The 25887-nt window shown below is 71.0% G+C and carries 24 protein-coding genes, 1 tRNA gene and 1 pseudogene; 16 read left to right on the top strand and 10 right to left on the bottom strand.

Going from position 1 to position 25887, the window contains the following annotated elements:
- Positions 1 to 45: 45 nt before the first annotated feature.
- The 3 genes from C4J65_RS08785 to C4J65_RS08775 form a co-directional block, all read right to left on the bottom strand.
- Positions 46 to 942 carry a DUF4429 domain-containing protein gene (locus tag C4J65_RS08785; protein WP_115741900.1) on the bottom strand — a complete coding sequence of 299 codons (897 nt, stop codon included), beginning with the start codon at positions 940 to 942 and terminating at the stop codon, positions 46 to 48.
- A 66-nt stretch (positions 943 to 1008) separates the two neighbouring features.
- Positions 1009 to 2229: an alpha/beta hydrolase family protein gene (locus C4J65_RS08780; RefSeq protein ID WP_115741899.1), complete on the bottom strand. Its 1221-nt coding sequence runs from the start codon at positions 2227 to 2229 to the stop codon at positions 1009 to 1011.
- Positions 2230 to 2283: 54 nt separating this feature from the next.
- Positions 2284 to 2967, bottom strand: coding sequence for a TetR family transcriptional regulator (locus C4J65_RS08775; RefSeq protein WP_115741898.1), 684 nt, complete (start codon positions 2965 to 2967; stop codon positions 2284 to 2286).
- 114 nt (positions 2968 to 3081) lie between these two features.
- Between C4J65_RS08775 and C4J65_RS08770 the strand changes: the two genes are divergently transcribed.
- Positions 3082 to 4692 (top strand): MFS transporter, encoded by a 1611-nt coding sequence (locus tag C4J65_RS08770; RefSeq protein ID WP_115741897.1) that lies wholly within the window; start codon positions 3082 to 3084, stop codon positions 4690 to 4692.
- A gap of 236 nt (positions 4693 to 4928) precedes the next feature.
- Positions 4929 to 5081: pseudogene (locus C4J65_RS36520) on the top strand (small hydrophobic protein); the annotation flags it as partial.
- Positions 5082 to 5163: 82 nt separating this feature from the next.
- Here C4J65_RS36520 and aceE read toward each other — a convergent pair.
- Positions 5164 to 7920: a pyruvate dehydrogenase (acetyl-transferring), homodimeric type gene (aceE, locus tag C4J65_RS08760; RefSeq protein WP_115741896.1), complete on the bottom strand. Its 2757-nt coding sequence runs from the start codon at positions 7918 to 7920 to the stop codon at positions 5164 to 5166.
- 420 nt (positions 7921 to 8340) lie between these two features.
- On the opposite strand from aceE, the gene C4J65_RS08750 reads away from it, so the two are divergent.
- The 6 genes from C4J65_RS08750 (at position 8341) to C4J65_RS08725 (ending at position 12891) form a co-directional block, all read left to right on the top strand.
- Positions 8341 to 8778: a DUF3052 domain-containing protein gene (locus C4J65_RS08750; protein ID WP_007449195.1), complete on the top strand. Its 438-nt coding sequence runs from the start codon at positions 8341 to 8343 to the stop codon at positions 8776 to 8778.
- Between the two features lie 160 nt (positions 8779 to 8938).
- Complete coding sequence (locus C4J65_RS08745) at positions 8939 to 9397, top strand: peroxiredoxin (protein WP_115741894.1); 459 nt, start codon at positions 8939 to 8941, stop codon at positions 9395 to 9397.
- Positions 9398 to 9565: 168 nt separating this feature from the next.
- A complete protein-coding gene (locus C4J65_RS08740) occupies positions 9566 to 10141 on the top strand; it encodes a calcium homeostasis/redox stress adaptation protein (protein ID WP_003976436.1) in 576 nt (191 codons plus the stop codon).
- 93 nt (positions 10142 to 10234) lie between these two features.
- Positions 10235 to 10810 carry a TerD family protein gene (locus tag C4J65_RS08735; protein WP_003976437.1) on the top strand — a complete coding sequence of 192 codons (576 nt, stop codon included), beginning with the start codon at positions 10235 to 10237 and terminating at the stop codon, positions 10808 to 10810.
- Positions 10811 to 10859: 49 nt separating this feature from the next.
- Positions 10860 to 12002, top strand: a complete 1143-nt coding sequence (locus C4J65_RS08730; RefSeq protein ID WP_115741893.1) for a DUF475 domain-containing protein — start codon at positions 10860 to 10862, stop codon at positions 12000 to 12002.
- A gap of 151 nt (positions 12003 to 12153) precedes the next feature.
- Complete coding sequence (locus C4J65_RS08725) at positions 12154 to 12891, top strand: hypothetical protein (RefSeq protein WP_003976439.1); 738 nt, start codon at positions 12154 to 12156, stop codon at positions 12889 to 12891.
- A 30-nt stretch (positions 12892 to 12921) separates the two neighbouring features.
- Here the strand turns inward: C4J65_RS08725 and C4J65_RS08720 are convergent, their stop codons facing one another.
- Complete coding sequence (locus C4J65_RS08720; protein WP_115741892.1) at positions 12922 to 13911, bottom strand: TerD family protein; 990 nt, start codon at positions 13909 to 13911, stop codon at positions 12922 to 12924.
- A 207-nt stretch (positions 13912 to 14118) separates the two neighbouring features.
- Here C4J65_RS08720 and C4J65_RS08715 point away from each other — a divergent pair, with 207 nt between their 5' ends.
- The 3 genes from C4J65_RS08715 (at position 14119) to C4J65_RS08705 (ending at position 18677) form a co-directional block, all read left to right on the top strand.
- On the top strand, positions 14119 to 15285 hold the full coding sequence (locus tag C4J65_RS08715) for an HpcH/HpaI aldolase/citrate lyase family protein (protein WP_115741891.1): 1167 nt from the start codon (positions 14119 to 14121) through the stop codon (positions 15283 to 15285).
- A gap of 78 nt (positions 15286 to 15363) precedes the next feature.
- Positions 15364 to 17865: a phosphoribosyltransferase gene (locus C4J65_RS08710; RefSeq protein ID WP_115741890.1), complete on the top strand. Its 2502-nt coding sequence runs from the start codon at positions 15364 to 15366 to the stop codon at positions 17863 to 17865.
- Positions 17865 to 18677 carry an HAD family hydrolase gene (locus C4J65_RS08705; RefSeq protein ID WP_115741889.1) on the top strand — a complete coding sequence of 271 codons (813 nt, stop codon included), beginning with the start codon at positions 17865 to 17867 and terminating at the stop codon, positions 18675 to 18677. Before C4J65_RS08710 ends, C4J65_RS08705 begins: the two co-directional genes overlap by 1 nt.
- Here the strand turns inward: C4J65_RS08705 and C4J65_RS08700 are convergent.
- A complete protein-coding gene (locus C4J65_RS08700; protein ID WP_162833088.1) occupies positions 18595 to 19425 on the bottom strand; it encodes a DedA family protein in 831 nt (276 codons plus the stop codon). The genes C4J65_RS08705 and C4J65_RS08700 overlap by 83 nt on opposite strands.
- 132 nt (positions 19426 to 19557) lie before the next feature.
- Between C4J65_RS08700 and C4J65_RS08695 the strand changes: the two genes are divergently transcribed.
- Positions 19558 to 20700, top strand: a complete 1143-nt coding sequence (locus tag C4J65_RS08695) for a histidine kinase (RefSeq protein WP_205350974.1) — start codon at positions 19558 to 19560, stop codon at positions 20698 to 20700.
- On the top strand, positions 20691 to 21335 hold the full coding sequence (locus C4J65_RS08690; protein WP_162833087.1) for a response regulator transcription factor: 645 nt from the start codon (positions 20691 to 20693) through the stop codon (positions 21333 to 21335). The genes C4J65_RS08695 and C4J65_RS08690 overlap by 10 nt, the downstream gene beginning before the upstream one ends.
- Positions 21336 to 21378: 43 nt before the next feature.
- Here C4J65_RS08690 and C4J65_RS08685 read toward each other — a convergent pair whose 3' ends face one another.
- The 3 genes from C4J65_RS08685 to C4J65_RS08675 form a co-directional block, all read right to left on the bottom strand.
- On the bottom strand, positions 21379 to 21597 hold the full coding sequence (locus C4J65_RS08685) for a zinc ribbon domain-containing protein (RefSeq protein ID WP_011028303.1): 219 nt from the start codon (positions 21595 to 21597) through the stop codon (positions 21379 to 21381).
- A 59-nt stretch (positions 21598 to 21656) separates the two neighbouring features.
- Positions 21657 to 23060, bottom strand: coding sequence for a hypothetical protein (locus C4J65_RS08680; RefSeq protein WP_115741886.1), 1404 nt, complete (start codon positions 23058 to 23060; stop codon positions 21657 to 21659).
- Between the two features lie 71 nt (positions 23061 to 23131).
- The gene (locus tag C4J65_RS08675; RefSeq protein ID WP_115741885.1) at positions 23132 to 23902 is read right to left on the bottom strand and encodes a DUF4097 family beta strand repeat-containing protein; all 771 of its coding nucleotides are present in this window, start codon (positions 23900 to 23902) and stop codon (positions 23132 to 23134) included.
- A 226-nt stretch (positions 23903 to 24128) separates the two neighbouring features.
- Between C4J65_RS08675 and C4J65_RS08670 the strand changes: the two genes are divergently transcribed.
- Positions 24129 to 24203, top strand: a tRNA-Val gene (locus tag C4J65_RS08670).
- Positions 24204 to 24253: 50 nt separating this feature from the next.
- On the opposite strand, the gene C4J65_RS08665 is transcribed toward C4J65_RS08670, so the two are convergent.
- Positions 24254 to 24589, bottom strand: a complete 336-nt coding sequence (locus C4J65_RS08665; protein ID WP_115741884.1) for a hypothetical protein — start codon at positions 24587 to 24589, stop codon at positions 24254 to 24256.
- Positions 24590 to 24703: 114 nt separating this feature from the next.
- Between C4J65_RS08665 and C4J65_RS08660 the strand changes: the two genes are divergently transcribed.
- Together C4J65_RS08660 and C4J65_RS08655 are read left to right on the top strand one after the other, a co-directional pair.
- The gene (locus tag C4J65_RS08660; protein WP_240330388.1) at positions 24704 to 25237 is read left to right on the top strand and encodes a GNAT family N-acetyltransferase; all 534 of its coding nucleotides are present in this window, start codon (positions 24704 to 24706) and stop codon (positions 25235 to 25237) included.
- Between the two features lie 4 nt (positions 25238 to 25241).
- Positions 25242 to 25475, top strand: coding sequence for a DUF2277 domain-containing protein (locus tag C4J65_RS08655; RefSeq protein ID WP_115741882.1), 234 nt, complete (start codon positions 25242 to 25244; stop codon positions 25473 to 25475).
- Positions 25476 to 25887 lie beyond the last annotated feature (412 nt).

Genomic DNA, 25887 nt, shown 5'->3' with positions numbered 1-25887 from the left:
ACCACCGGGCTGGAGCCGAAAACGAAACCCCACCCGGCAGACGCGTCAAAGCTCCGCCAGCAACTCCGCCTTCTTCGAGGAGAACTCCTCGTCCGTCACCAGCCCCTGCTGGTGCAGCTCCCCGAGGTGCCGGATCCGCTCGGCGATGTCGGCCGGGTCCCGCCGAGGCGCCGGCACGGTAATCGGCACCGGGGCGCTCGCGCCCCGTTCCCGCACCGCCGCCAGCACCGCCGCCGCGAACGGCAGCGACTCGTGCACCGGCCCGTACCCCAGCCCGAACACGACGGCCGCCGGATCCTGGTCGGCCTGGGGGACGGCCCCCGCAGCCCCCGCGGCTCCCGCGGCCGCGCCGGCCGCCGACGCGTCGGCGTCGCGCGGCAGCAGCCGCAGGTACCCCTCGAACATCTCGGGGGAGCGCCACTCCACCCCGCCCAGGTCGGCGACCGGGAAGCTCTGGTCGCCGGCCTTCCACTTCGCCGAGGACGCGCCCGTCCAGGACCACCGGAAGGACACGGCCTTCCCGTCGAAGGACGCCTTCCCGTCGTACGCCTTGAAGTGCAGCGGTGCCTCGGGCGGGGCCACCAGGTAGCGCTCGGTCCTGCCGGACTCGGTCAGCAGCTCCCGCAGCTCGTCGGCGTAGTACTCCGCGAGCGTCTCCCGTTCGGCGGGCAGCACCAGCCGGTAGGGGTCGCCGCCCTCCTTCAGCTGTCCGGCCGCCGCCTCGATCAGGGGATCGGCGCCCGCGCGCGGTTCGACGCGCAGCACGACGGTGCCGCGCCTGCCGGGCGTGAGCGTCACGCCCTCGATCGCCTCCAGGGGCACCCGGCGTTCCCCCAGGGCCTGGAACAGCTTGGGTGTTCGAATCCCCCGTTCGTAGCGGATGAGCACGGAGTCGGACTCGAACTCCCAGGCGGCATGAAATCCGGCCAGTACGTCACCCATGCGGCTCATCGTATGCGGCACGAGCCTTCCCGTCCCCTCCCCGCGCAAACCGGAGTTTCTGCGCCTCTACGCGCGTCCGGCCGCCGTAGCCGCGGACAAACCCGCCCGGCATGTGTCGTCTTCGTCGGCGCAGGCGACCGTGCGGTATGCGCCAACCCCGATCCCCGCGAAGTTCCGCAGGCTGTCCGTGCCGGGCACGAAGTAGCCGCCGTGACCCTCGGCGTCCCGTGCGGACAGCACCCGCGCCCCGAAATCGGCGGACACCGGATCGGCGCCGTGCCCGAGGCCGCCGACCTCCAGGTACGGCACGTCCTGGATCCAGTCGTCGGCGTCCCGCATCGCCCACACGCGGGCGGAGGTGTCCAGGTGGGAGGCGTTCTCGGCGCGCATGCCGGGACTGCCGGCCACCGCTATGTCGGTCACCCGGCCGGGCAGCGTCTCGGCGGCGAGGCCGCACACCACCGAGCCGTAGCTGTGGCAGAAGAGGGAGACGGGGGCCCTGCCGGGCAGCGCGCGCAGCAGCGCGTTCAGCCGTACGGCCCCGTGCGCGGCGCGGTTCGCGGTGGCCGCCTCCATGCCGAGGCCGCTGGGCGAGGTGTAGTCGGCCCAGGCGATCACGGCCGTGCCGGTGCCGGGGCTCGCCGCACGCTCGGCCGCGTACAGCGACCTGGCCATGCCGACGGGTGCCGCGTACTTCTTGCGGTCGGTGCGCTGGAAGGTGAGCAGCTCGGTGTCCACGCCGGGCACGACGACGGACACGCGGTCGGCGCGGTCCAGGTTCCCGAAGACCTCGGCGACCCTGCCCGAGCCCGCCGGGTCGAAGGCGAGGATGTGCCGGCCGGGGTCGAGCAGCGCCTCGTAGTTGTGCATCCGTCGGCCGGCCTCGCGCTGCCCGGCCGGGGACAGGCGCTTGTCGTGCGTGCGCTCCCGCTCCACCGACCGCGCCCTCTGCAGCGCGGAGCGGTTGGCGAGGTAGCGCAGTTGGACGGGGGCGCCGTTCATGTTGCCGACGGCCAGGGGATACCGGTGGGCCAGGCTGGTGCGCTGCCATGAGGTGAGCGAGGCGAAGAAGCGGGCCAGCCGCGCGGGCGTCGCCCGGGCGTCGGGCAGTCGCCGTCCGTCGATCCGGCCGTGCTCCCAGGCCGTGACGGACGCTTCGAGGGCGGTGGGGCCCCGCTGGTCGCGCAGGGCGGTCCAGCCGGTGGTCGCCAGCATCACGAACACCACGGCCAGGGCGAGCAGTACGCGCCAGACGTTCAGCTGTGGGGAGGTGTCGAAGGAAGTCACTGGGAGGACACACTAGGAGAACGGGCCGGTCTCGCGTGAATCCAGTGACACGGATCACGTTTCGGCGCGGCGCCAGGTCCCGGTGAGCGCGGGCGCCACCTGGTCGAGGTAATCGGCCGTCAGGTCCCGCAGGGCCGCCAGGCTCGCGTCGTCGCGCGCCGACCAGATCCTCTCGGTGACCCGCATCACGGCTCCGAAGACGGCCACGACCACGCGGGGCCGCGGGTCCGCGTCCATGTCCAGGCCCTCGCGGACGGCGACGACCCGGGCGATCTCCTCCTCCAGCTCCGTCGCGCGCCGCAGGTGGGCGGCGAGCAGCGCGGGTGTCGACTCGATCACCCGGTAGAAGCGCATGTGCAGCTCGAGCGGGACCAGCTGTTCGACGGCCTCGCCGATGGTGCTCCAGCTCTCCGCGAGCGCCAGACGCAGCGCGTCCAGGGGCGCCTCCTCGGCCGGGCGGGCGAGTACGGCCTCGACGAAGTGCGACTCCGCGAGCCGTGCCACGAAGAAGGCCGCGTCCTCCTTGGAGGCGAAGTACCGGAAGAAGGTGCGCTGCGAGACGTCGGCGGCCTCGGCGATGTCGTCGACGGTCGTCTCCTCGTAACCGCGCTCGGTGAACAGTTCGAGGGCGGAGCGCAGCAGCAGGTCCCGGGTGCGCTGTTTCTTGAGTTCGCGCAGGCCAGGACGGGAGACCGCTGGTGCGGTCTCCGGGGGCGCCGACGTGCCGGCCACCTTCAAAAGTTCTCTCCTTCGTACGGTTTCCCCTGTTCAGGCTAATGGGGGATGTCTTGTCAGTTACTGTCTCGTGAATTGGTTTGTCAACTGTCAGAGGCTGTCATTAGCCTCAGCGGTATGACTAGTCAGACCACGCTCGGCAAGCCGGGGCCGGGTGACGGAGCACCGACGGATTCACCGCCCGCCAAGGGATGGCGCGGCCATCCGTGGGTCACCCTCGTCACCGTCGCGGTCGGGGTCATGATGGTGGCCCTCGACGGCACCATCGTGGCGATCGCCAACCCGGCCATCCAGGACGACCTGGACGCCAGCCTCGCGGACGTCCAGTGGATCACCAACGCCTACTTCCTCGCGCTCGCGGTCGCCCTGATCACCGCGGGCAAGCTCGGTGACCGCTTCGGCCACCGGCAGACCTTCCTCATCGGCGTGGCGGGCTTCGCGGCCTCCTCCGGCGCCATCGGCCTCTCCGGCAGCATCGCCGCGGTCATCGTCTTCCGGGTCTTCCAGGGCCTGTTCGGCGCGCTGCTGATGCCGGCCGCGCTCGGCCTGCTGCGGGCCACCTTCCCGGCCGAGAAGCTCAACATGGCCATCGGCATCTGGGGCATGGTCATCGGCGCCTCCACCGCGGGCGGCCCGATCCTCGGCGGCGTGCTGGTCGAGCACGTCAGCTGGCAGTCCGTGTTCTTCATCAACGTGCCGGTGGGCATCGTCGCCGTCGTGCTCGGCGTCATGATCCTGCTGGACCACCGGGCCGAGAACGCGCCGCGCTCCTTCGACGTCGTGGGCATCGTGCTGCTGTCGGCCTCGATGTTCGCCCTAGTCTGGGCGCTGATCAAGGCTCCCGAGTGGGGCTGGGGCTCCGGCCAGACCTGGACGTACATCGTCGGCTCTGTGGTGGGCTTCGTCCTGTTCTCCGTGTGGGAGACCAAGGTGAAGGAGCCGCTGATCCCACTGGCGATGTTCCGCTCGGTGCCGCTGTCGGCCGGTGTGGTCCTGATGGTGCTGATGGCCATCGCCTTCATGGGCGGCCTGTTCTTCGTCACCTTCTACCTGCAGAACGTCCACGGCATGAGCCCGATCGACGCCGGTCTGCACCTGCTGCCGCTCACCGGCATGATGATCGTCGCCTCGCCGCTGGCCGGCGCGATGATCACCAAGGTCGGCCCGCGCATCCCGCTGGCCGGCGGCATGGTGTGCACCGCCGTCGCCATGTTCGGCATCTCCACCCTGGAGACGGACACCGGCAGCGGTCTGATGTCGATCTGGTTCGCCCTGCTCGGCCTCGGCCTGGCGCCCGTCATGGTCGGCGCCACCGAGGTCATCGTCGGCAACGCGCCGATGGAGCTCTCGGGCGTGGCCGGCGGTCTCCAGCAGGCGGCGATGCAGATCGGCGGCAGCCTCGGCACGGCCGTGCTGGGCGCCGTGATGGCCTCCAAGGTCGACAGCGACCTCCCGGGCAACTGGGCGGACGCGGGCCTGCCCGAGCTGACGCCGGAGCAGGCGGACGGCGCCTCCGAGGCGGTCCGGGTCGGTGTCCCGCCGGTGGCGCCGGGCACTCCCGCCGAGGTCGCCGGGAAGATCGCGGACGTCGCCCACGACACCTTCATCTCCGGCATGAGCCTGGCCTCGCTGGTCGCCGCCGGGGTCGCGGTCGTGGCGGTGTTCGTCGCCTTCCTCACCAAGCGCGGTGAGAACGCGGAGGCGGGCGCGGGCGTCGGCCACATCTGATCCGGCCCGCGGAGTTCGTCGGTCCCGTCCCCCGTTTTCGTCCATCAGGGTGACGGGGCCGAGAACCCGCCCCTCCGCCGGACCTCGCAGGTCACAGTGGGTCAAGTCCTCCGCAGGGCACGGAGGGCGTGCGGCTGCGGCGCGCTGCCGGAGGGGGGCGGCGCGCAGGCAGCGCGTTCGAGGCAGGCATGACACTCCGCGCCGGGGTACTCGAACTCCACAAGGAGTTCAGGGCGTTGACGGCGAGCCTTGGACAGGGGTCGCGCAGGTGCCCCCGCTCACGTGGCCGGACGTGGTCATGGACCGGGCAGGATCGCGCGACGCTCGCAGTCGCCGGAGTCGTCTGCGCGGTCACCGGCCTCTTGGTGCCGGGGATCGTGCTCGGCCCCGGCGTCACCCTTCGCCCGGATGTTCCCGCCCCCGCCCGTTACGGGCGGGGGTGAGCCGTGTGCCACCCGGCCGGGGTGCGTCCTACGCGTCCCCGCCTGCCACCCCCGGGTCCGCCGCGGCCACGTCGAGCAGCCGGTACCGGTCGATCGCCTGCTTCAGCACCGACCGGTCGACCTTCCCCTCCCGGGCCAGCTCGCCCAGCACGCCCACCACGATCGACTCCGCGTCGATGTGGAAGAACCGCCGCGCCGCCCCCCGCGTGTCCGCGAAGCCGAACCCGTCCGCGCCCAGCGACTGGTACGTCCCCGGCACCCACCGCGCGATCTGGTCCGGCACCGACCGCATCCAGTCGGAGACCGCCACGAACGGCCCCTGAGCCCCCGCCAGCTTCCGCGTCACCCACGGCACCCGCTGCTCCTCCTCGGGATGCAGCAGGTTGTGCTCCTCGCAGGCCACGGCCTCGCGCCGCAGCTCGTTCCAGGAGGTCGCCGACCAGACGTCGGCGCGCACGTTCCACTCCTCGGCGAGGATGCGCTGCGCCTCCACGGCCCACGGCATCGCGACGCCGGACGCCATGATCTGCGCCGGGATCGAGCCGCCGGTGCCCTCGCTGAAGCGGTACACGCCCTTGAGGATGCCCTCGACGTCCACGTTCTCGGGCTCGGCCGGGTGCCGGATGGGCTCGTTGTAGACGGTGAGGTAGTAGAAGACGTCCTCGCCGTGCGGGTGCTGTTCGTCGCCGCCGTACATCCGGCGCAGCCCGTCCTTGACGATGTGCGCGATCTCGAACCCGAAGGCGGGGTCGTAGGCCACGCAGGCCGGGTTGGTCGACGCCAGCAACTGCGAGTGTCCGTCCGCGTGCTGGAGACCCTCACCGGTCAGCGTCGTACGGCCGGCAGTCGCGCCCAGTACGAAACCGCGCGCCAACTGGTCACCCATCTGCCAGAACTGGTCGCCGGTGCGCTGGAAACCGAACATCGAGTAGAAGACGTACACCGGGATGAGCGGTTCGCCGTGCGTGGCGTACGCCGAGCCCGCCGCGATCAGCGAGGCCGTGCAGCCGGCCTCGGAGATGCCGTCGTGCAGCATCTGCCCGTTCGGCGCCTCCTTGTAGGCGAGCAGCAGATCGCGGTCCACCGACTCGTACTGCTGGCCGAGCGGGTTGTAGATCTTCGCGCTCGGGAAGAAGGAGTCCATGCCGAACGTGCGGTACTCGTCCGGCGCGATCAGCACGAACCGCTTGCCGATCTCCTTGTCCCGCATGAGGTCCTTCAGCAGGCGCACAAAGGCCATCGTCGTCGCGATGGACTGCTGACCCGAGCCCTTCTTCACGGTCGCGTACGTCTTGTCGTCCGGCAGCGCGAGCGGCTTCGACCGCACGACCCGGGTCGGCACGTACCCGCCGCAGCCCAGGCGCCGGTCGTGCATGTACTGCATCTCCTCGGTCTCCCGGCCCGGGTGGTAGTACGGCGGCGGGCCGGACTCCAGCTCCTTGTCGGAGATCGGCAGGTGCAGCCGGTCGCGGAAGCGCTTGAGGTCGTCGACCGTCAGCTTCTTCATCTGGTGCGTGGCGTTGCGGCCCTCGAAGTTCGGGCCCAGCGTCCAGCCCTTGATCGTCTTGGCCAGGACGACCGTCGGCTGGCCCTCGTGCTCCAGCGCCGCCTTGTACGCCGCGTAGATCTTGCGGTGGTCGTGGCCGCCGCGGCCCAGGTGCAGGATCTGGTCGTCGGTCATGTTCTCGACCATCGCGCGCAGCCGGTGGTCGTCGCCGAAGAAGTGGTCGCGGATGTAGGCGCCGGACTCGGTGGCGTACGTCTGGAACTGGCCGTCCGGCGTCGTGTTCATGCGGTTGACCAGCACGCCGTCGCGGTCCTGGGCCAGCAGCGGGTCCCAGGTGCGGTCCCAGACCAGCTTGATCACGTTCCAGCCGGCGCCCCGGAAGACCGACTCCAGCTCCTGGATGATCTTGCCGTTGCCGCGTACCGGGCCGTCGAGGCGCTGGAGGTTGCAGTTGACCACGAAGGTCAGGTTGTCCAGGCCCTCCCGGGCGGCGATGGACAACTGGCCCAGCGACTCCGGCTCGTCCATCTCGCCGTCGCCGAGGAAGGCCCACACGTGCGACTTGGAGGTGTCGGCGATCCCGCGCGCGTGCATGTAGCGGTTCATCCGCGCCTGGAAGATCGCGCCGATCGGGCCGAGGCCCATCGAGACCGTCGGGAACTCCCAGAAGTCCGGCATCGACCGCGGATGCGGGTACGAGGACAGCGCGTGCGGCGCCTTGGACTTCTCCTGGCGGAAGCCGTCGAGGTGCTCCTCGCTGAGCCGGTCGAGCAGGTACGCGCGCGCGTAGATGCCCGGCGAGGCGTGCCCCTGGAAGAAGACCTGGTCGCCGCCGTCGCCCTCGTCCTTGCCCCGGAAGAAGTGGTTGAAGCCCACGTCGTACAGGGAGGCGGAGGAGGCGAAGGTCGCGATGTGACCGCCGACGCCGATCCCGGGCCGCTGCGCGCGCGAGACCATCACCGCCGCGTTCCAGCGGGTGGCGTTGAGGATCTTGCGTTCGATCTCCTCGTTGCCGGGGAAGAACGGCTCGCTCTTGGTCGGGATGGTGTTGACGTAGTCCGTGCTGCGCATCTCGGGCACGGCCACGCGCTTCTCGCGGGCCCGCTCGATCAGCCGCAGCATCAGGTAGCGGGCCCGCTCCCGGCCGCGCTCGTCGACGGCGGCGTCGAGCGAGTCCAGCCACTCCTGGGTTTCCTCGGGGTCGAAGTCAGGAACCTGACTGGGAAGGCCGCCAATGATGATCGGACTGCGATCACTGCGATCGGATGCGGAAGCCACGCTGTTCCTTCGCTGTCAGAGGGCCGTCTTTCCGGGTTTCTTCCCGGGTTCTCTCCGGTTCTTCCCGGGTTTCTGCGCCGATTCCCCCGCCGGTTCCCCATCGTGTACCTCGCGGGGGCAATCGTCATCTGTACCGTGGGGTAACCGGTTCTCCCGTGAGGATCGGGGGCACGTTCATTCGAGTCTCGTACCCACACTTGGTTCCCAAATACGCAAACGGGGCAGATAGGTGTGGTGTACGTCACCTTCGGGCTGGACGGCATGGCTGGAGTTGCGGCGACACGGCCGGGATCGTCACCGTTTCGGCGGTCCCAGACGCCGGGTACTTGCGCGATCCGTCCCGCCCGTGTGGACTACGGCCAAGCCTCGCGCACGCGCGTGGCTGAAGACATCTACCGAAACATGATCAGGAGGCAACCCGTGAGCGCGACCGCGGACCACGCGGAGGAGCGGACGAACCCTGCCGCCAGGCTGGGTTTCCAGCCCGGGCAGGTGGTCCAGGAGATCGGCTACGACGACGACGTCGACCAGGAGCTCCGCGAGGCCATTGAGGGCGCCGTCGAGGGCGAGCTGGTGGACGAGGACTACGAGGACGTGGCCGATGCCGTCGTGCTGTGGTTCCGTGACGACGACGGCGACCTGACGGATGCGCTGGTGGATGCCACCACGTACATCGAAGAGGGCGGGTCGATCCTCCTTCTCACGCCGAAGACCGGCCGTGACGGTTACGTCGAGGCCAGTGACATCTCGGAAGCCTCGACGACCGCCGGACTGACGGCGTCCAAGAGCGTCAGCGTCGGCAAGGACTGGAGTGGCAGCCGGCTGGCGACGCCCAAGGCCGCCAAGTCCAAGCGGTAGCCCGACCGGGCTCCGTGACATTCCGGACTCCGGGCGGGTCGACGGCCGACGGCTGTCGGCCCGTCCGCGGGTCCGCGACCGTCCCTGCGTAGGGTGTTTCCAGCGAATCACCCACGGGATCTTCCCGCGGAGATCTTCCTACGGAAGGGACGAACGGGACATGGCGATCCAGGTCGGCGACAAGGCCCCCGATTTCGAACTCAAGGACAACCACGGCAGGGCCGTCCGGCTGTCCGAGTTCCGCGGCCGGAAGAACGTCGTGCTGCTCTTCTACCCCTTCGCCTTCACCGGTGTGTGCACCGGCGAGCTGTGCGAGGTGCGCGACAACCTGCCGCAGTTCTCCGACCGGGACACCGAGGTGCTCGCCGTCTCCAACGACTCCATCCACACCCTGCGCGTCTTCGCCGAGCAGGAGGGCCTGGAGTACCCGCTGCTGTCCGACTTCTGGCCGCACGGCAACGTCTCGCGCGCCTACGGCGTCTTCGACGAGGACAAGGGTTGCGCCGTCCGCGGCACCTTCGTGATCGACCAGGAGGGTGTCGTGCGCTGGACCGTGGTCAACGGTCTGCCGGACGCCCGTGACCTGGCCGAGTACGTGAAGGCGCTCGACGCCCTGTGACCGGCGCCCCCGCCGGCCGGCCCCGCGTGGCGGCACCAAGTACCGACACCACGTGATTGGTCGGCTCCGGGGACTGCGGGGCGCGGGAACCCGTCACTAGGATCAACTCGTTGATCCGATATCCACGCACTACGGGGCACCCCGCCCCTGGACACCAATGGAGGACTCGTGGGAGTCAGCCTCAGCAAGGGCGGCAACGTTTCGCTGACCAAGGAGGCCCCCGGCCTGACCGCGGTCATCGTCGGTCTGGGGTGGGACATCCGCACCACGACCGGCACCGACTTCGACCTCGACGCCAGCGCGCTGCTGCTGAACAGCGGCGGCAAGGTCGCCAGCGACGCGCACTTCATCTTCTTCAACAACCTGAAGAGCCCGGACGGATCGGTCGAGCACACCGGCGACAACATCACCGGTGAGGGCGAGGGCGACGACGAGCAGATCAAGATCAACCTCGCCACGGTCCCCGCCGACATCGAGAAGATCGTCTTCCCGGTCTCGATCTACGACGCCGAGAACCGCCAGCAGTCCTTCGGCCAGGTGCGCAACGCGTTCATCCGCGTCGTCAACCAGGCCGGCGAGGCCGAGATCGCCCGCTACGACCTGAGCGAGGACGCCTCCACGGAGACCGCCATGGTCTTCGGCGAGCTGTACCGCCACGGCGCGGAGTGGAAGTTCCGCGCCATCGGCCAGGGCTACGCCTCCGGCCTGCGCGGCATCGCCCAGGACTTCGGCGTGAACGTCTGAGCGACTGTCCGACCCGTCCGGCGCCGCACGGTTTACGTGCGGCGCCGGACGCGCAGGAAACCAGGAACCATCACCCGGGGAGGGACCATCACCATGGGCGTCACGCTTGCCAAGGGCGGCAACGTCTCCCTGTCCAAGGCCGCACCGAACCTCACACAGGTACTGGTCGGACTCGGCTGGGACGCGCGTTCCACCACCGGAGCACCCTTCGACCTCGACGCGAGCGCACTCGTGTGCAGCAGCGGCCGGGTGCTCGGCGACGAGTGGTTCGTCTTCTACAACCAGCTCAAGAGCCCGGACGGCTCGATCGAGCACACCGGCGACAACCTCACCGGCGAGGGCGACGGCGACGACGAGTCGCTGCTGGTCGACCTCTCCAAGGTGCCGGCCCACTGCGACAAGATCGTCTTCCCGGTCTCGATCCACATGGCCGACGAGCGCGGCCAGACCTTCGGCCAGGTCAGCAACGCCTTCATCCGGGTCGTCAACCAGGCCGACGGCCAGGAGCTGGCCCGCTACGACCTCAGTGAGGACGCCTCCACGGAGACCGCGATGATCTTCGGCGAGCTCTACCGCTACCAGGGCGAGTGGAAGTTCCGTGCGGTGGGGCAGGGGTACGCGTCGGGGCTTCGCGGCATCGCTCTAGACTTCGGAGTCAACGTTTCGTAAAGCCGAGTACGGCGCGGGGGAGCCCCGTACACACACGATTGGGTAGCCAGTGCTTCTGAAAACCTTCGGCTGGTCGTTCGCGGTCACCGCGCTCGGCCTGGTCGCGGCGGTCTTCTACGGGGGGTGGACCGCCTTCGGCATCGTGGCGATCCTCTCCATCATGGAGATCTCGCTGTCCTTCGACAACGCGGTGGTCAACGCCGGGATCCTGAAGAAGATGAATGCCTTCTGGCAGAAGATCTTCCTCACCATCGGCATCCTCATCGCCGTGTTCGGCATGCGCCTGGTCTTCCCGGTCGTGATCGTGGCGATCAGCGCCCAGCTCGGACCGATCGAGGCCGTCGACCTCGCGCTCACCGACAAGGACCGCTATCAGGAGCTGGTGACGGACGCCCATCCGTCGATCGCCGCCTTCGGCGGCATGTTCCTTCTGATGATCTTCCTCGACTTCATCTTCGAGGACCGGGACATCAAGTGGCTGGCCTGGCTGGAGCGTCCGCTGGCCAAGCTCGGCAAGGTCGACATGCTGTCGGTCTGCATCGCCCTGATCGTGCTGCTGGTCTCCGCGATCACCTTCGGCGCCCACGCCCACCAGCACGGCGGCGCCCATGCCGACAAGGCGGAGACGGTGCTCCTGGCGGGCATCGCGGGCCTGATCACTTACATGATCGTCGGCGGACTCTCCGGCTACTTCGAGGACAAACTCGAAGAGGAGGAGGAACGGGAGCACGAGGAGGAAGAGAAAGCCGCGCGCACCGGCAAGCCCAAGTCGGCCGTCAAGCTGGCGGGCAAGGCGGCGTTCTTCATGTTCCTCTACCTGGAGGTCCTGGACGCGTCCTTCTCCTTCGACGGTGTCATCGGCGCCTTCGCCATCACCAACGACATCGTCCTGATGGCCCTGGGTCTCGGCATCGGCGCCATGTACGTGCGGTCCCTGACCGTCTACCTGGTCCGCCAGGGCACCCTCGACGACTACGTCTACCTGGAGCACGGCGCCCACTACGCCATCGGCGCCCTCGCCGTGATCCTGCTGGTCACCATCCAGTACGAGATCCACGAGATCATCACCGGCCTCGTCGGCGTCGCCCTGATCGGCTGGTCCTTCTTCTCCTCGGTGCGCCGCAACCGCGCACTGGCGGCGGCCGGGGGAGACGGCGACCAGGAGAAGGCGGAGGTCTCCTCCGGGGTGTGAAACCCTTGATCCCCGGGCCGGGGCGCGCCCCCGGTGCGCCCGCACCCCTGGTGTGAACCCGGCCGGGACGAGGAACGCTCTGAGCGGGGCGGCCGACGAGGACGACTCCTCGGGGCCGCCCCGTCGGCGGTGACGCGAAGGTGGGGCGGGAATGGGCTTCTTGGACGGGCTGTGGCGCGGTCGCGAGTCCGAGTTCGACTCGGGCAGCGCGGCGACCAACTCCATACAGCTGACCAAACGGCACAGTCAGGTCTCCCTGACCAAGCAGGGCGCGGCGACCGGCAATCTCCGCGTCAACCTCTCCTGGCGGATGCGGACCTCCGACATCTCGGGCGTCCAGCGGGAGAGCCTGCTGCGGCACCCCTTCAAGGCGCTCAAGCCTCCCGAGGTCGTCGGCCACAGCCAGAGCATGGTCAACGTCGACCTCGACCTCGGCTGCCTCTACGAACTCAAGGACGGCACCCGCGGGGTGGTCCAGCCGCTCGGCGGCTTCCTGGGCGACGTCAACGCCCCGCCGTACGTGAAGCTCAGCGGCGACGACCGCTTCGGCTCGGCCTCCGGCGAGACGCTCTACGTCAACCTCGACCACAAGGACGAGATCAAGCGCCTGCTGCTCTTCGCCTACATCTACGACCAGACGCCGGCCTTCGACCGGACGCACGCCGTCGTCACGCTCTACCCGAGCAACGGGCCCCGCATCGAGATCGGCCTCGACGAGCGGCATCCGCAGGCCCGGTCCTGTGCCGTGGTGATGATCGAGAACGTCAAGGACGAGATCCTCGTCCGCCGCGAGGTGAAGTTCGTCTACGGCTTCCAGGGCGAGCTGGACCGGCTGTACGGCTGGGGCCTGCAATGGGGCCGGGGGCACAAGAGCAAGGCGGAACGCTGAGCTGCGGCTACCGGCCGCCGTCCGCGGGGGCTACCGGCCGACGAACTGCGGGCCCTGCGGAGGCAGCCGGAAGTCCGGATCGGGCGCCCCGGTGACCGGCTGCGGATAGCCGTAGCCGGACTGCGCTCCCGTGACCCCGGCCGCGGCAGGTGCCTGCGGGTACCCGTACGCGGGCGGGCCGGCGGCCGGCTGGGGATAGCCGTAGGAGGGCTGGGCCGTCGCCGGCTGCTGCGGATAGCCGTACGCGGGCTGTGTCGGTACGCCGGTGGGCTGCTCGGGCGGCAGAGGCCGCGAGGGCCCCGGGAACGGCTGCACGGCCGTCGGGTGGTCGGGGCCGACCGTCGGCGGAGCGGGCGTGGACTGGGCGGGCGTCGGCTGGTCGGGCGTGGCCTGGGAGGGGGTGGACGGGGAGGTGGTGGACGGGGAGGTGGCGGACGCGGCTGCGGGCCGGGGGGCCGACATGGGGTCGTCCGCCCCCTCCGACTCGTCCACCGAGATGCCGAAGTCGGTCGCCAGGCCCTTGAGCCCGTTGGAGTAGCCCTCGCCCAGCGCCCGGAACTTCCAGCCCTCCCCGCGCCGGTACAGCTCCCCGCAGATCAGCGCCGTTTCCTGGCCGGTCTCCGGTGTGACGTCGAAGTACGCCAGCGGTTCCGCGTCGGCCGCCGCGTCGTGCAGCAGGATGCGCAGCGACCGGACGCGGTCGAAGGGCACGCCGTCCGCCGACGCGACCAGCAGGATCCGGCCCACCGAGGGCTCGACGCCGGAGAGGTCCGTCTGGATCGTGTCGGTCAGGCCCTCGGCGACCCGCTTCTTGCCGAGCCGCCAGACCTGGCCGGAGGGATGCCGTGGCTGGTTGTAGAAGACGAAGTCCTCGTCGGAACGCACGCGGTCGTCCGGCCCCAGCAGCAGCGCGGAGGCGTCGACGTCGGGAACCCCCTGCCCGGGAGTCCAGCGCAGCACGGCGCGTACCGTGGTGGCTTGCAGCGGGACGTTCGACCCCTTCAGCATCGCGTGCGTCATGCCGTCATCCTGCCCTCTCGGTCCTGGTCACGACAACGCGGGGGCGGGTACTCGGCTCGCGTCCGCCCGCCTCGGGTCGCCGTCGCCGACACGGCCGGGTTACCTGGAATTCATGCCCGGTGGGAACCTCCGACATCAATACCTACGTACTATTACCGGCCACCTTTCGACGATTCCAGGTCGCCCAGACACCACGGGGGAGTTTAAATGCGTCATTTCGGACAGATAGCCCCTGATGTGCGGAAGCGTCTCTTTCATCAGGAGCCCTGCTCCTTCACGGCGGAATCTCCGGCCAGGCTGCTGTCCGCGGGCCTGGGTGCCACGCTCTACAGTCCGGCCACCCGACCGAGCCTCGCCGACGACATCCTGAAACAGAGCGCACGCGGACTGGTGTCGATGGTGCTGTGCCTGGAGGACTCGATCGACGACGCCGACGTACCCCTCGGCGAGGCGAACCTCGTCCGTCAGCTCACGGACCTGGCGGAACGTTCCAGCGACGACGTCCCCCTGCTGTTCGTCCGGGTCCGCACCCCAGAGCAGATACCCGACCTCGTACGGCGCCTCGGCCCCGCCGTGCGGCTGCTGTCCGGATTCGTGCTGCCGAAGTTCACCGAGGAACGCGGCATGCCCTTCCTGGAGGCGCTCGCCGCCGCCGAGGCCACCAGCGGCCGCAGGCTCTTCGCCATGCCCGTGCTCGAGTCCCCGGACCTGCTGTACCGGGAGTCCCGGGTCCAGACACTGGAGGGCATCTTCCGCGCGGTCGACAAGTACCGCGACCGCGTGCTGGCCCTGCGGCTCGGCGTGACCGACTTCTGCTCCTCCTACGGGCTGCGCCGGGGCCCCGACATGACGGCCTACGACGTCCAGATCGTCGCCTCCGTGATCGCCGACGTGGTCAACATGCTCGCCCGCGCCGACGGCACCGGATTCACGGTGACCGGGCCCGTGTGGGAGTACTTCCGCGTCCAGGAGAGGATGTTCAAACCGCAACTGCGTCAGAGCCCCTTCCTGGAGGGACAGGCCGTCGAACTGCGCCAGAAGCTCATCGAGCACTCCATGGACGGCCTGCTGCGCGAGATCTCCCTGGACCGGGCCAACGGCCTGCTGGGCAAGACCTGCATCCACCCCTCGCACGTGCTCCCCGTGCACGCACTGTCCGTGGTCAGCCACGAGGAGTTCTGCGACGCCCAGGACATCCTGCGGCCCGAACGCTGCGGCGGAGGCGTGATGAGGTCGGCCTACACGAACAAGATGAACGAGGTGAAGCCGCACCGCGCCTGGGCCGAGCGGACCCTGCTGCGCGCCGAGGTCTTCGGGGTGGCGAACGAGGACATCGGCTTCGTGGAGCTGCTCGCCGCCGGACTCTCCGACTGACCGCCGGGCGACCGGACGCAAGCGATCCACCACCGACGCCGGGCCCATGCCGCGGCGGACAACGGGAGGCACGAGTACATGACGGAGCGGGCGCACGCCGAGGGGCACGCCGAAAAGCACGCCGGAGAGCACGCCGAAGTCTGGTCCGGCAGCTGGGTCGCCGAGCGGCTCGGCGTCGGCCTCACCGGCGACGAGGCGCTGACCGGCCTGCTGGGGCTCGCCCTGCGCCGCAACCCCAAGCGGGCACACCTGCTCGTCTCCAACGTGCTCGGCAAACACGTCCCGCAGTCGCCCTCCGTCGTCTACGGCCACGGCGTCGCCCTCGGCCGGCGCGTCCGCGGCCTCCTCGGCGCCGAGGAGGCCGAACGCGCCGTCGTCCTCGGCTACGCGGAGACCGCCACCGGACTCGGCCACTCCGTCGCCGACGGTCTGGGCCCCGCGCCCTACCTGCACTCCACCCGCCGTCCGGTCGCCGGAGTCGCCCGAGCCGGCGGCTTCGAGGAGTCGCACTCGCACGCGACCTCCCACCTCCTGCTGCCCGAGGACCCGGCGCTGCTGGCCGGAGACGGGCCGCTGGTCCTCGTCGACGACGAGTTCTCCACCGGCAACACGGTGCTCAACACCGTCCGCGCCCTGCACGAGCGCTATCCCCGCAAGCGGTACGTCGTGGTGGCCCTGGTCGACATGCGCTCGCCCGCCGACGCCGGCCGGCTGGAAGACTTCGCCCGGGAGATCGGCGCCCGCGTGGACCTGGTGACCACCGCCTCCGGCACGGTCCGGCTGCCGCCGGGTGTGCTGGAGAAGGGGCAGGAGCTGGTCGCCCGGCACGAGGCGACGGCCACGGAGCCGAGCGGCCCCGCTCCGGCCGCGCCACCCTCCGGATCCGTCGAGCACGTCCGGCTGCGCTGGCCCCACGACGTGCCCGACGGCGGGCGGCACGGCTTCACCGCCGCCCACCGGGCCCGGCTGGAGGCCGCCCTGCCCGCCATGGCGGCACGGATCGCCGAGGCGCTGCCCGCCGGCGCCCAACGCGTGCTCGTCCTCGGCTTCGAGGAGCTCATGTACGCTCCCCTCCGCCTGGCCCACGCGCTGGAGCAGACCGTCGGCGTCGACGTGCGCTACTCCACCACCACCCGGTCTCCCGTCCTCGCCGTCGACGACCCCGGCTACGCCATCCGCACCCGCCTGGTCTTCCCCGCGCACGACGACCCGGCCGACGGCCCCGGCGAGCGCTACGCCTACAACGTCGCGGGCGGCGGCTTCGACGCCGTCGTCGCCGTCGTCGACTCGGCCGCCGACACCCCCGCCCTGCATGCCCCGAACGGACTGGCGGCCCGGCTCGCCGCCCATGTCCCCCACGTCCTGCTCGCGGTCGTCCCGTCGTACGTCCCGCGTCCCCCGCACGACCCCGAAAGGCCCTCCATGCTGCCCGAGCCCCTGCGCGGCCCCGACTTCTCCTCGTACGCGCCCGACGAGGTCGGCTGGCTGCTCCAGGACCTCTCGGGCGTGACGCTGGAGGCGCCGACCGAGGAACGCGAGGAGGCGATCCAGAGCGGCGGCGCCCACTACGCGGAGTCGCTGCCCGTGGAGTACCAGCCCAGCGAGCAGTACCAGGAGCTGTTCCACGCGGCGCTCAAGACGTCCGCGGCCCGGCTGGCGCGCGCCGTCGGCGCCGTCACCGAGATCGTCCTCGCGGAACGGTCGCCCCGCCCCGTGCTGGTCTCCCTCGCCCGGGCGGGCACCCCGGTCGGCGTTTTGATGCGCCGCTGGGCGCAGTTCCGCCATGGTCTCGACCTCCCTCACTACGCCGTGTCGATCGTCCGGGGCCGCGGCATCGACGCCAACGCGCTGCGCTGGCTGGCCGACCACCACGACCCCGCCGACGTCGTCTTCGTCGACGGCTGGACCGGCAAGGGCGCCATCACCCGCGAACTCGCCGCCGCCCTGCGCGAATTCGAGGCCTCCGACGGCATCACCGGCTTCGACCCGGAGATCGCCGTACTGGCCGATCCCGGCTCCTGCGTACGCACCTACGGCACCCGTGACGACTTCCTCATCCCCTCCGCCTGTCTCAACTCCACTGTCTCCGGTCTGATATCCCGCACCGTGCTCCGCGCCGACCTGGTCGGCCCGCACGACTTCCACGGCGCGAAGTTCTACCGCGAGCTGGCCGGCGCCGACCTGTCACCGGACTTCCTCGACGCCGTCTCCGCCTGCTTCCCCGACGTCACGGACACGGTCGACGCCCAAGTGAAGGACCTCCTCTCCGCCGACCGCACCCCCACCTGGGAGGGCTGGACCGCCGTCGAGCGCATCAGCGAGGAGTACGGCATCCACGACGTGAACCTCGTCAAGCCCGGCGTCGGCGAGACCACGCGGGTGATGCTGCGCCGCGTCCCGTGGAAGGTGCTGGCCCGCACCGGAGCCGGCGCCGACCTGGACCACGTCCGCCTGCTGGCCGAACAGCGGGGCGTGCCCGTGGAGGAGGTCGCCGACCTCCCGTACACCTGTGTCGGGCTGATCCACCCCCAGTACACGCGCGGCGCCACCGGGGCCGACGGCAAGGCGGTGACGCTCTGATGCCCGTACTCGTCGCCAGCGACCTCGACCGCACCCTTATCTACTCCGCGGCCGCCCTCGGACTGACCATGCCCGACCTGAGGGCACCCCGCCTGCTGTGCGTGGAGGTCTACGAGAGCAGACCCCTCTCCTACCTGACCGAGACGGCCGCCCAACTCCTGACCGACCTCGGCGACTCGGCCCTCTTCGTGCCGACCACCACCCGGACCCGCAAGCAGTACCAGCGGATCAACCTCCCCGGGCCCGCGCCGAAGTACGCGATCTGCGCCAACGGCGGCCACCTGCTGGTGGACGGCGTCTCCGACCCCGCCTGGCACGCCCGGGTGACCGCACGGCTGGCCGACGAATGCGCGTCGCTCGCCGAGGTCCGCGACCACCTGACGAACACCGCCGACCCGCTGTGGGTGCGCAAGCACCGGGTCGCCGAGGACCTCTTCGCCTACCTGGTCGTCGAACGCGACCTGCTGCCCCAGGACTGGGTGAAGGAACTCGCCGTTTGGGCCGAGAACCGCGGCTGGACCGTGTCCCTCCAGGGCCGCAAGATCTACGCCGTGCCCAAGCCGCTCACCAAGAGCGCCGCCGTGCACGAGGTCGCCCGCCGCACCGGCGCCGAACTCACCCTCGCCGCCGGCGACTCGCTCCTCGACGCCGATCTGCTCCTCGCCGCCGACCGCGGCTGGCGCCCGGGCCACGGTGAACTTGCGGACTCCGGATGGACGGCTCCGACGATCAGCGCCTTGCCCGAGCGCGGCGTCCTGGCCGGTGAGCGGATCCTTCGCGAGCTCCTGCGCGCGGCGAGCCCGGCTCGCTGAACCCGCCGCCCCCGTCCCCGGCACCGGCCCCGGTGCCGGGGCGGCCGTCGTCGTCGGCCGGCGGCCGTATCTCCTCTCGCCCGTCGTGCCCGCGGCTCCGCCGCCGGTGACCGGCGCCCGGGCGCAGCAGACGCATGACGACGAAGACCAGCAGGGCCAGGGCGGCCGCCACGAGGATCACCTTCGAATAGGTGGAGGCGATGTCCGAGACCTCCGACCAGTTGTCCCCCAGCGCGTAGCCCGCGAGCACGAACACGGTGTTCCAGATCGCGCTGCCCAGCGTCGTCAGGGCGAGGAAGACGGGCAGCCGCATCCGCTCCACACCCGCCGGCACGGAGATCAGGCTGCGGAAGATGGGGATCATCCGGCCGAAGAACACCGCCTTGGTCCCGTGCCTGAGGAACCATGCCTCCGTCTTCTCTATGTCGGACACCTTCACCAGCGGCAGCTTCCCCGCTATCGCCACCGTGCGGTCCCGGCCGAGCAGGGCACCGATCCCGTACAGGGCGAGCGCGCCGATCACCGAACCCGCCGTCGTCCACAGCAGGACGGCGATCAGGCTCATCCGGCCGGAGCTGGCCGCGAACCCGGCCAGCGGCAGGATCACCTCGCTCGGCAAGGGAGGAAAGAGGTTCTCCAGAGCGATGGCGAGACCGGCACCGGGTGCGCCGAGGGCGTCCATGAGGTCGTTGATCCACTGCGGTGCCGCACCGCTGTCCACGGCCGGCTGCGCTGCGATGGCTGTCATGACGACCACGCTAGAAAACCGCGGCTGAAGAGACCCTGAGGAAGACCGCACGATCGATTGCGGTGTACCGCAGGCGGGAATTGCGGTTTTCCGCAGTGTGCCCGCCCACCGCGCCCGACTAGCCTCGCGATCATGCGAGTCATGGCGCGACGTGTAGTGCGGTGCGGGGCGGGCCTCATCCTGGGGACCGCCGCGGCCGCCGTCGAGCTGCTCTTCGCCCTGCTGGCCGGTGTGGCCCTGCTGCCGGTGGCCGCCTGGCCGAAGGGCCGCCGTGCCGTACTGCGCCCGGTCCTCGCGGGCGCGCGGATTCTGGCGGAGCTGGAGCGGGGCCGGCTGCGGATGTGGCTCGACCTGCGCGTCACGCCCGCGTACGAGGACGTACGGGCGCTGCGGTACATCGCCTGCCACTGGGCCCTGGGCGTCCTGGGCGGGGTCGTGATGCTGACGGCCGCCGTCGGCCTGGCGTACGGCACCTTCGGGCTGTACGGCTGGCTCCTGCTGGACGGCATACGCAACCCCGCTTCGCTGGTCCTGGGCAGTCTCGGCGGCTTCTTCCTCGTGTTCCTCACCGTGCAGGGAATATTCGGTGTGGTGGGCCTGGAGGGGCAGCTGGCCCGGCACTTCCTCGGCCCGCGGCACCAGGAGGAGCTGGAGCGGCGGATCGCCGAGCTGTCCGCCAGCCGCGCCGCGGTCGTCGACGCGGTGAACGACGAACGGCGCCGCATCGAGCGCGACCTGCACGACGGTGTGCAGCAGCGCCTCGTCGCCCTCGGCATGCTGCTCGGCCGGGCCCGCCGCAGCCAGGACGCCGGCCGCCGGGACCGCCTGCTGGGCCAGGCCCACGACGAGAGCCGCCGGGCCCTGGACGAGCTGCGCGAGGTGGCCTGGCGGATCTACCCGACCACGCTGGACGAGGCGGGGCTGCGCGCGGCCCTGGAGACGGTCGCCGAGCGGGCGTCCGTACCGGTGGGAGTGGAGTACGAGCTGGCCGAGGAGCCCGAGCAGGCCGTGGCGACCGTCGCGTACTTCGTGGTCTGCGAGGCGGTCACGAACGCGGTCAAGCACGCGGCGCCGACCCGTATAGACGTCGCTGTCAGAGCGGAGGAGAAACGGATGTACGTGAGCGTGCGGGACGACGGCTGCGGCGGGGCGAACGCCGCGGGCAGCGGACTGTTCGGGCTCGCCCGGCGCGTCGCCGCCCTCGACGGCAGCCTCAGCGTGGTCAGCCCGCCGGGCGGGCCGACCCTCGTGGCCGCGGAGCTGCCATGCGGCTGATCCTCGCCGAGGACTCGACCCTGCTGAGGGAGGGGCTGGTGCGGCTGCTGGCGGAGGAGGGCCACGAGGTCCTCGCGGCTGTCGGCAACGCCGAGCTGCTGCTGAAGGCGGTCGCCGAGGACCCGCCGGACGTGGTCGTCGCCGACGTCCGGATGCCGCCCACGCACACGGACGAGGGCCTGCGCGCGGCCCTGGAGATACGCGGGCGGTGGCCGGACGTCGGAGTGCTGGTGCTCTCGCAGTACGTTGAGAAGCGGTACGCGACCGAGCTGCTCACCGGGGAGACGGAAGGAGTCGGATATCTGCTCAAGGACCGGGTGGTCCAGGTCGACGAGTTCCTGGACGCGCTGGAACGGGTGGCCGCCGGACGCGCCGCGTTCGACCCGGAGGTCGTCCGTCAGCTGCTCGGCCGTACGACGCACACCGACCTGCTCGCCCGACTCACCGTGCGGGAGCGGGACGTGCTGGCCGAGATGGCGCAGGGCCACACCAACGCGGCGATCGCGCGTCGGCTGCACATCTCGCAGAGCGCGGTGGAGAAGCACACCAACGCGATCTTCGACAAACTCGAGCTGACCGGAGGGGAGGGCTATTCACGCAGGGTGCTGGCGGTGCTGCGCTACCTGGGGAGCTGACGGCAACCTGAGGGGGACCCGGCAGCAGCGGGAAGTGCCGGGCTCAGCCGCAGCAGCCGCCACCGCAGCAACCCCCACCCCCACCGCCGCCCGACGACGGCGCCGGTGCGGAGGCCGAGCCGCCGACCGCGACCGTCGACAGCAGCTTCACCGTGTCGTCGTGGCCCGCCGGGCAGGCGGCGGGAGCGGAGGACTCGGCCATGGGACGGCTCAGTTCGAAGGTGTCGCCGCAGCTGCGGCAGCGGTACTCGTAGCGAGGCATGGGCACAGGTTAACCGGCACGGTCGGCTTCAGGTCCCGGCCGTCGGCCGATCTCGGCGATCAGTGACCGGCCCCGCGCTCTTCGCGGATCTGGGTGACCACGTGGGCCACCGTCTGCCGGACCGCTTCCGTCTCCGTCAGGAAGTGCCAGTAGTCGGGGTGCCGCCCCTCCAGCGTGGTGATCGCCCGTTCCAGCCGGGCCACGGCCTCGTCCAGGGGACGCGCGTGACGGGCCTCGGGGGTGTTGCGTCCGGCCATCGCCAGGCGCTGGGCGTCGCGGATCGCGAAGCGGGTGCGCTCGATCTCCTGCTGTGGGTCCTTCTGCACGGCGTTCAGCTGCTGGAGCCGGTCACCGGCGGCCGAGACGGCCTCGTCGGTCGAGTTCAGCAGCGCTCGTACCGTCGACAGCAGGGCGGTGGCGTCGGGCCAGCGCTGTTCGTCTCGGGCGGTCTGCGCCTCGGCCAGCTTCCGCTCGGCCTGCCGGACCGATTCGGTGGCCTGGTCCGGCACGTGCTGGAGGTCCTGCCAGCAGGCGGCGGTGAACCGGCGCCGCAGTTCGCTCAGCACCGGTTCGACCTGCTCGGTGCGGGTGGTCAGCGCCTGGGCGCGGGTGCGCAGGGAGACCAGGCGGTGGCCGATCTCGGCGGCGCGCTCGGGCAGTCGTTCCGCTTCGGCGCGGACCGACTCGGCCTCACGGGTGACCCGTTCGGCCCGCTCGAGGGTCTGCGGCACGCCGTGCTGCCCCGCGCCCTGGTTCAGCCGGGTCAGCTCCGGACCGAGGGTGGCGAGACGGGTGGCGAGGTCGTCCGCCTGCAGACCGGAGCCGCGCGCGGCGTCCAGGGCGTTGGAGGCGGCGAGCAGGGCCTGCCGGGCGCGTTCGACGGCGGGTGCGAGCCGGGCCAGCTGGGTCTCCGCCTTGCCGAGGAGTGGGCCGAGGCCCTCGGCGAAGCGGTCGAGTTCCTGTTTGACCCGGCCCAGCTCGGTCTTGGCGGCGGTCAGTTCGGTGCGGGCGCGGGAGGCGGCGGACGCTTCCAGGTCGTCCCGGTCCAGGTCGTGGGCGTCGACGGCGCTGATGTACTGGTGGCTGGCCTCGTCGATGCGCCGGCCCAGGGCCTCGAAGTCGGAGACCGCGCGCCGGGCGGCGGGGGAGGAGTCGACGGCCGCGATCGTCTCTATCGAGATCCGCAGGTCACGCTGGGCGGTGTCCAGTTCGTAGAAGGCGGCGGCCGCGTCGTCCTTCGCGGTCTGGGCCTCGGCCCGCTGGCTCTCGGCCCGCCCGCCGAACCACCGCCGAGTACCGCCCCCGGCGAATGCCGCGGGCAGCGCGAGCACGGCGAGCAGGGGCAGGCCCATCAGGGTGAGCGTGTCACGGACCGCGTGCGCCCGGTGCCGGCGGGAGCGGTCGGGCAGGCGTCGGGCGCGCGCCACCATCGGCGAGTACGGCTGCGATGGCGTCGCCGTCACATCACTCTCCCGTGTCGTCCGTCCTGCCCGGGTCCATTCTCCCACCCGTTAGGGACGAACACACGGGCCGGTCAGTTCGCGGTTCGGACGGTGATTTTGCCGTCACCGGACCGGGCGTCGACGACGTGCGCGCTGGTGTCGTCGGTGGGTACGGACACGTCGACCGCGCCGTCACCGGTGTCGGTGGACACCTTGTACGTGGCCCGGGGCAGCGAGATCGTCACGGAGCCGTCGCCGGTGCGGGACTCCACCTGGTCCGGGACGGTGCCGAGCTCCAGCCGGACCGAGCCGTCGCCGGTGTGCGCCCGCACGGTGCGGGAGGAGACCGAGGCTCGGACGGAACCGTCGTCGGTACGCAGTTCCAGTGGCCCGGAGGAGTCGGTGACGTGCACGGAGCCGTCGCCGGTGCGAATGTTCAGCGCGTCCTCGAACCCGCTGGCCCGCACGCTGCCGTCCCCGTCCCGCACCTTGACGGCGATGCCGCGCGGCACCTCGATGCGGTGCTTGGCCGCGCAGTCGGCGGCCAGGCCGGAGCAGTGCATCCGCAGCACCAGCCGGTCGCCGTCCATCTTCCAGGTCACCTCGGGGGCCGAACCGATGGCGACCGACCCGGAGAACCACCGTGTGACCTGGATCTTCCCGGACGCGTGGTCGTCCGAGGCGACGATCTCCAGGGCTGAGTCGTCGGAGTCGACGGTGAGCGTACGGCCCTGGAGGGCGAACGACCGGTGCTCGGGGTCGCTGTCGTCCGAGGCGGAGGCGCAGGCGCTGAGGCCCGCGACGAGGACGGCGACGGCGCCGACGGCGGCGAACGCGCGGACGGGAACGGTACGGGCGGGCATGACGGACTCCCCCTGAAACGGACGACGAGGTGCCGCACCCGGGGCCGTTCCGCGGTGGCGGGGCCCTCTCGGTGAGGCTCTTCGACCGTACGGAGCGGGTGCTCCCGCCGGGATCCGGGCCGCTACCGGATCGAGGGTGGGGTTAACCCCCCGGACCCCGCCTGAGCACGGCGGGAACGCGTTTGCCGGGCAGCGCCCCGGGCCATGTAGGCTGTCGACTCGTCCTGGGTGCGTAGCTCAGGGGTAGAGCGCCTGCCTTACAAGCAGGATGTCGGCGGTTCGAAACCGTCCGCGCCCACCAGGACCGGCGCCGTCGTCGGCGCGGAGGCCCCCGGAGATCTTCCGGGGGCCTTACGCGTGCGGGCCCTCATGGGCGTGTTTCAGCGCCGACCGGGCGCTCACCTGGTCGGGGCCGGTCGTCTCCGACCAGTAGCGATGGGTGCTGACGAACACGGCCAGCTCGCGCTCGCGCTGCCGGAGCTTCTCGACCTCGGCCTGCTCGTCCGCCGACCAGCCGGGGGAGGCCGGGCGTTCGACCTTGCGCCAGCCGTTGTCGTCGCTGAAGCCGTCGAGCGGTTCGACGGACCAGGGAAGTCTCTTGAGCAGGGCCGCCAGCTCGGCCCGGACCTGATGCAGTTCCTCCTGACCGGCGAGGAGATCACTGGGGAAATCATAGGTCGTAGCCACGCTTCAATGATACGCCTGTTCGATTTTGAGGCGCGCGTTCCCTTCGGTGGTTCACGCGAAAGGGTGGCGCCGCGGCCGGGCCCGACTGTCAGACCCCTGGCCTACCGTGAAGACATGGACGGCGTGGACGAGCGGACCGGAGCGGGTGGGGAGCGGGTGCGCCTGGTCCCCTGGGCAGAGGGGGACCTGTGGCTGCTGCGCAGGACCAACAGCCCGGAGATGACCGCGCACCTGGGCGGCCCGGAGAGCGAGGAGCGGCTCCTGGCCCGGCACCGGCGGTACATGGAGCCGGGGCCCGGGCGGATGTACCGGGTGACCCTGGCGGACGGCGGCGAGACCGTCGGCTCCGTCGGCTACTGGGAGCGGACCTGGCGGGACGCCGAGGTGTGGGAGACCGGGTGGGGCGTGCTGCCGGAGTTCCAGGGGCGGGGGCTGGCCGTGCGGGCGGCCCGCGCGGTACGGGAGGCTGCCCGCGCCGCCGGGACCCACCGGTATCTGCACGCCTTCCCGGGCGTCGACCACGGCGCATCCAACGCGGTCTGCCGAGGGGCCGGTTTCACGCTCCTCGGGCAGGTCGACTTCGAGTATCCGAAGGGCCACTGGATCAGGTCGAACGACTGGCGGGTGGACCTGGAGAGGGGAGACTGACGTCATGTGCCGCAGCATCAAGACCCTGCGTCCGCCCGTGCTGGCCGAGGAGGCCACCGAGGACGAGATCAGGGCCGCAGCCCTTCAGTACGTACGCAAGGTCTCCGGATTCCGTGCGCCCGCCGCGCACAACCGGGAGGTCTTCGACCGCGCCGTCGATGCCGTCACCGAGGCCACGACCGAGCTGCTGGCCGGTCTGGAGATACGGGGAGGCACCGGAGCCCGACGGGCCTCCTGACGGCGAGTGGTGGCGCGACGGGCCGTCTGATGCCGAGTGGTGGCGCGGTGCGCGTCTGCCGCCCGCGCATGGTTTCGGCCGCCCCGGCCGAAGTCCTGCCGTCAGCCTCGCCTGCCGCCCGCCTGCCGTCCGCCTGCCTGCCGTCAGCCCGCCTGCCGGGGCGGTCGGGGCGGTCGGGCTCTGGTCTCGCGGCTGACGCCGGCGGGCGAGTGGGCAGTCGCCTGCCTTCGTGGAAGCTGAGCTGCCCGTACGCGGTCGTCCGGGCCGGCGCAGACTGCCGCCTGCTGCCGAGGCGCACGCCGTTGCGCCTTCTGGCGACCCGTCGCCCCCGCCTCCCCTTCGACCCGTCGTTCCCCGTCGACCCCGTCGACACGCTGATCCCGCAAACCCGTCGACCCGCTGAACGCGGTGC

It is taken from the genome of Streptomyces sp. CB09001 (assembly GCF_003369795.1).
In the GTDB taxonomy this organism is placed as follows: Bacteria; Actinomycetota; Actinomycetes; order Streptomycetales; family Streptomycetaceae; genus Streptomyces.
This window is presented reverse-complemented; position numbering and strand designations above follow the sequence as displayed.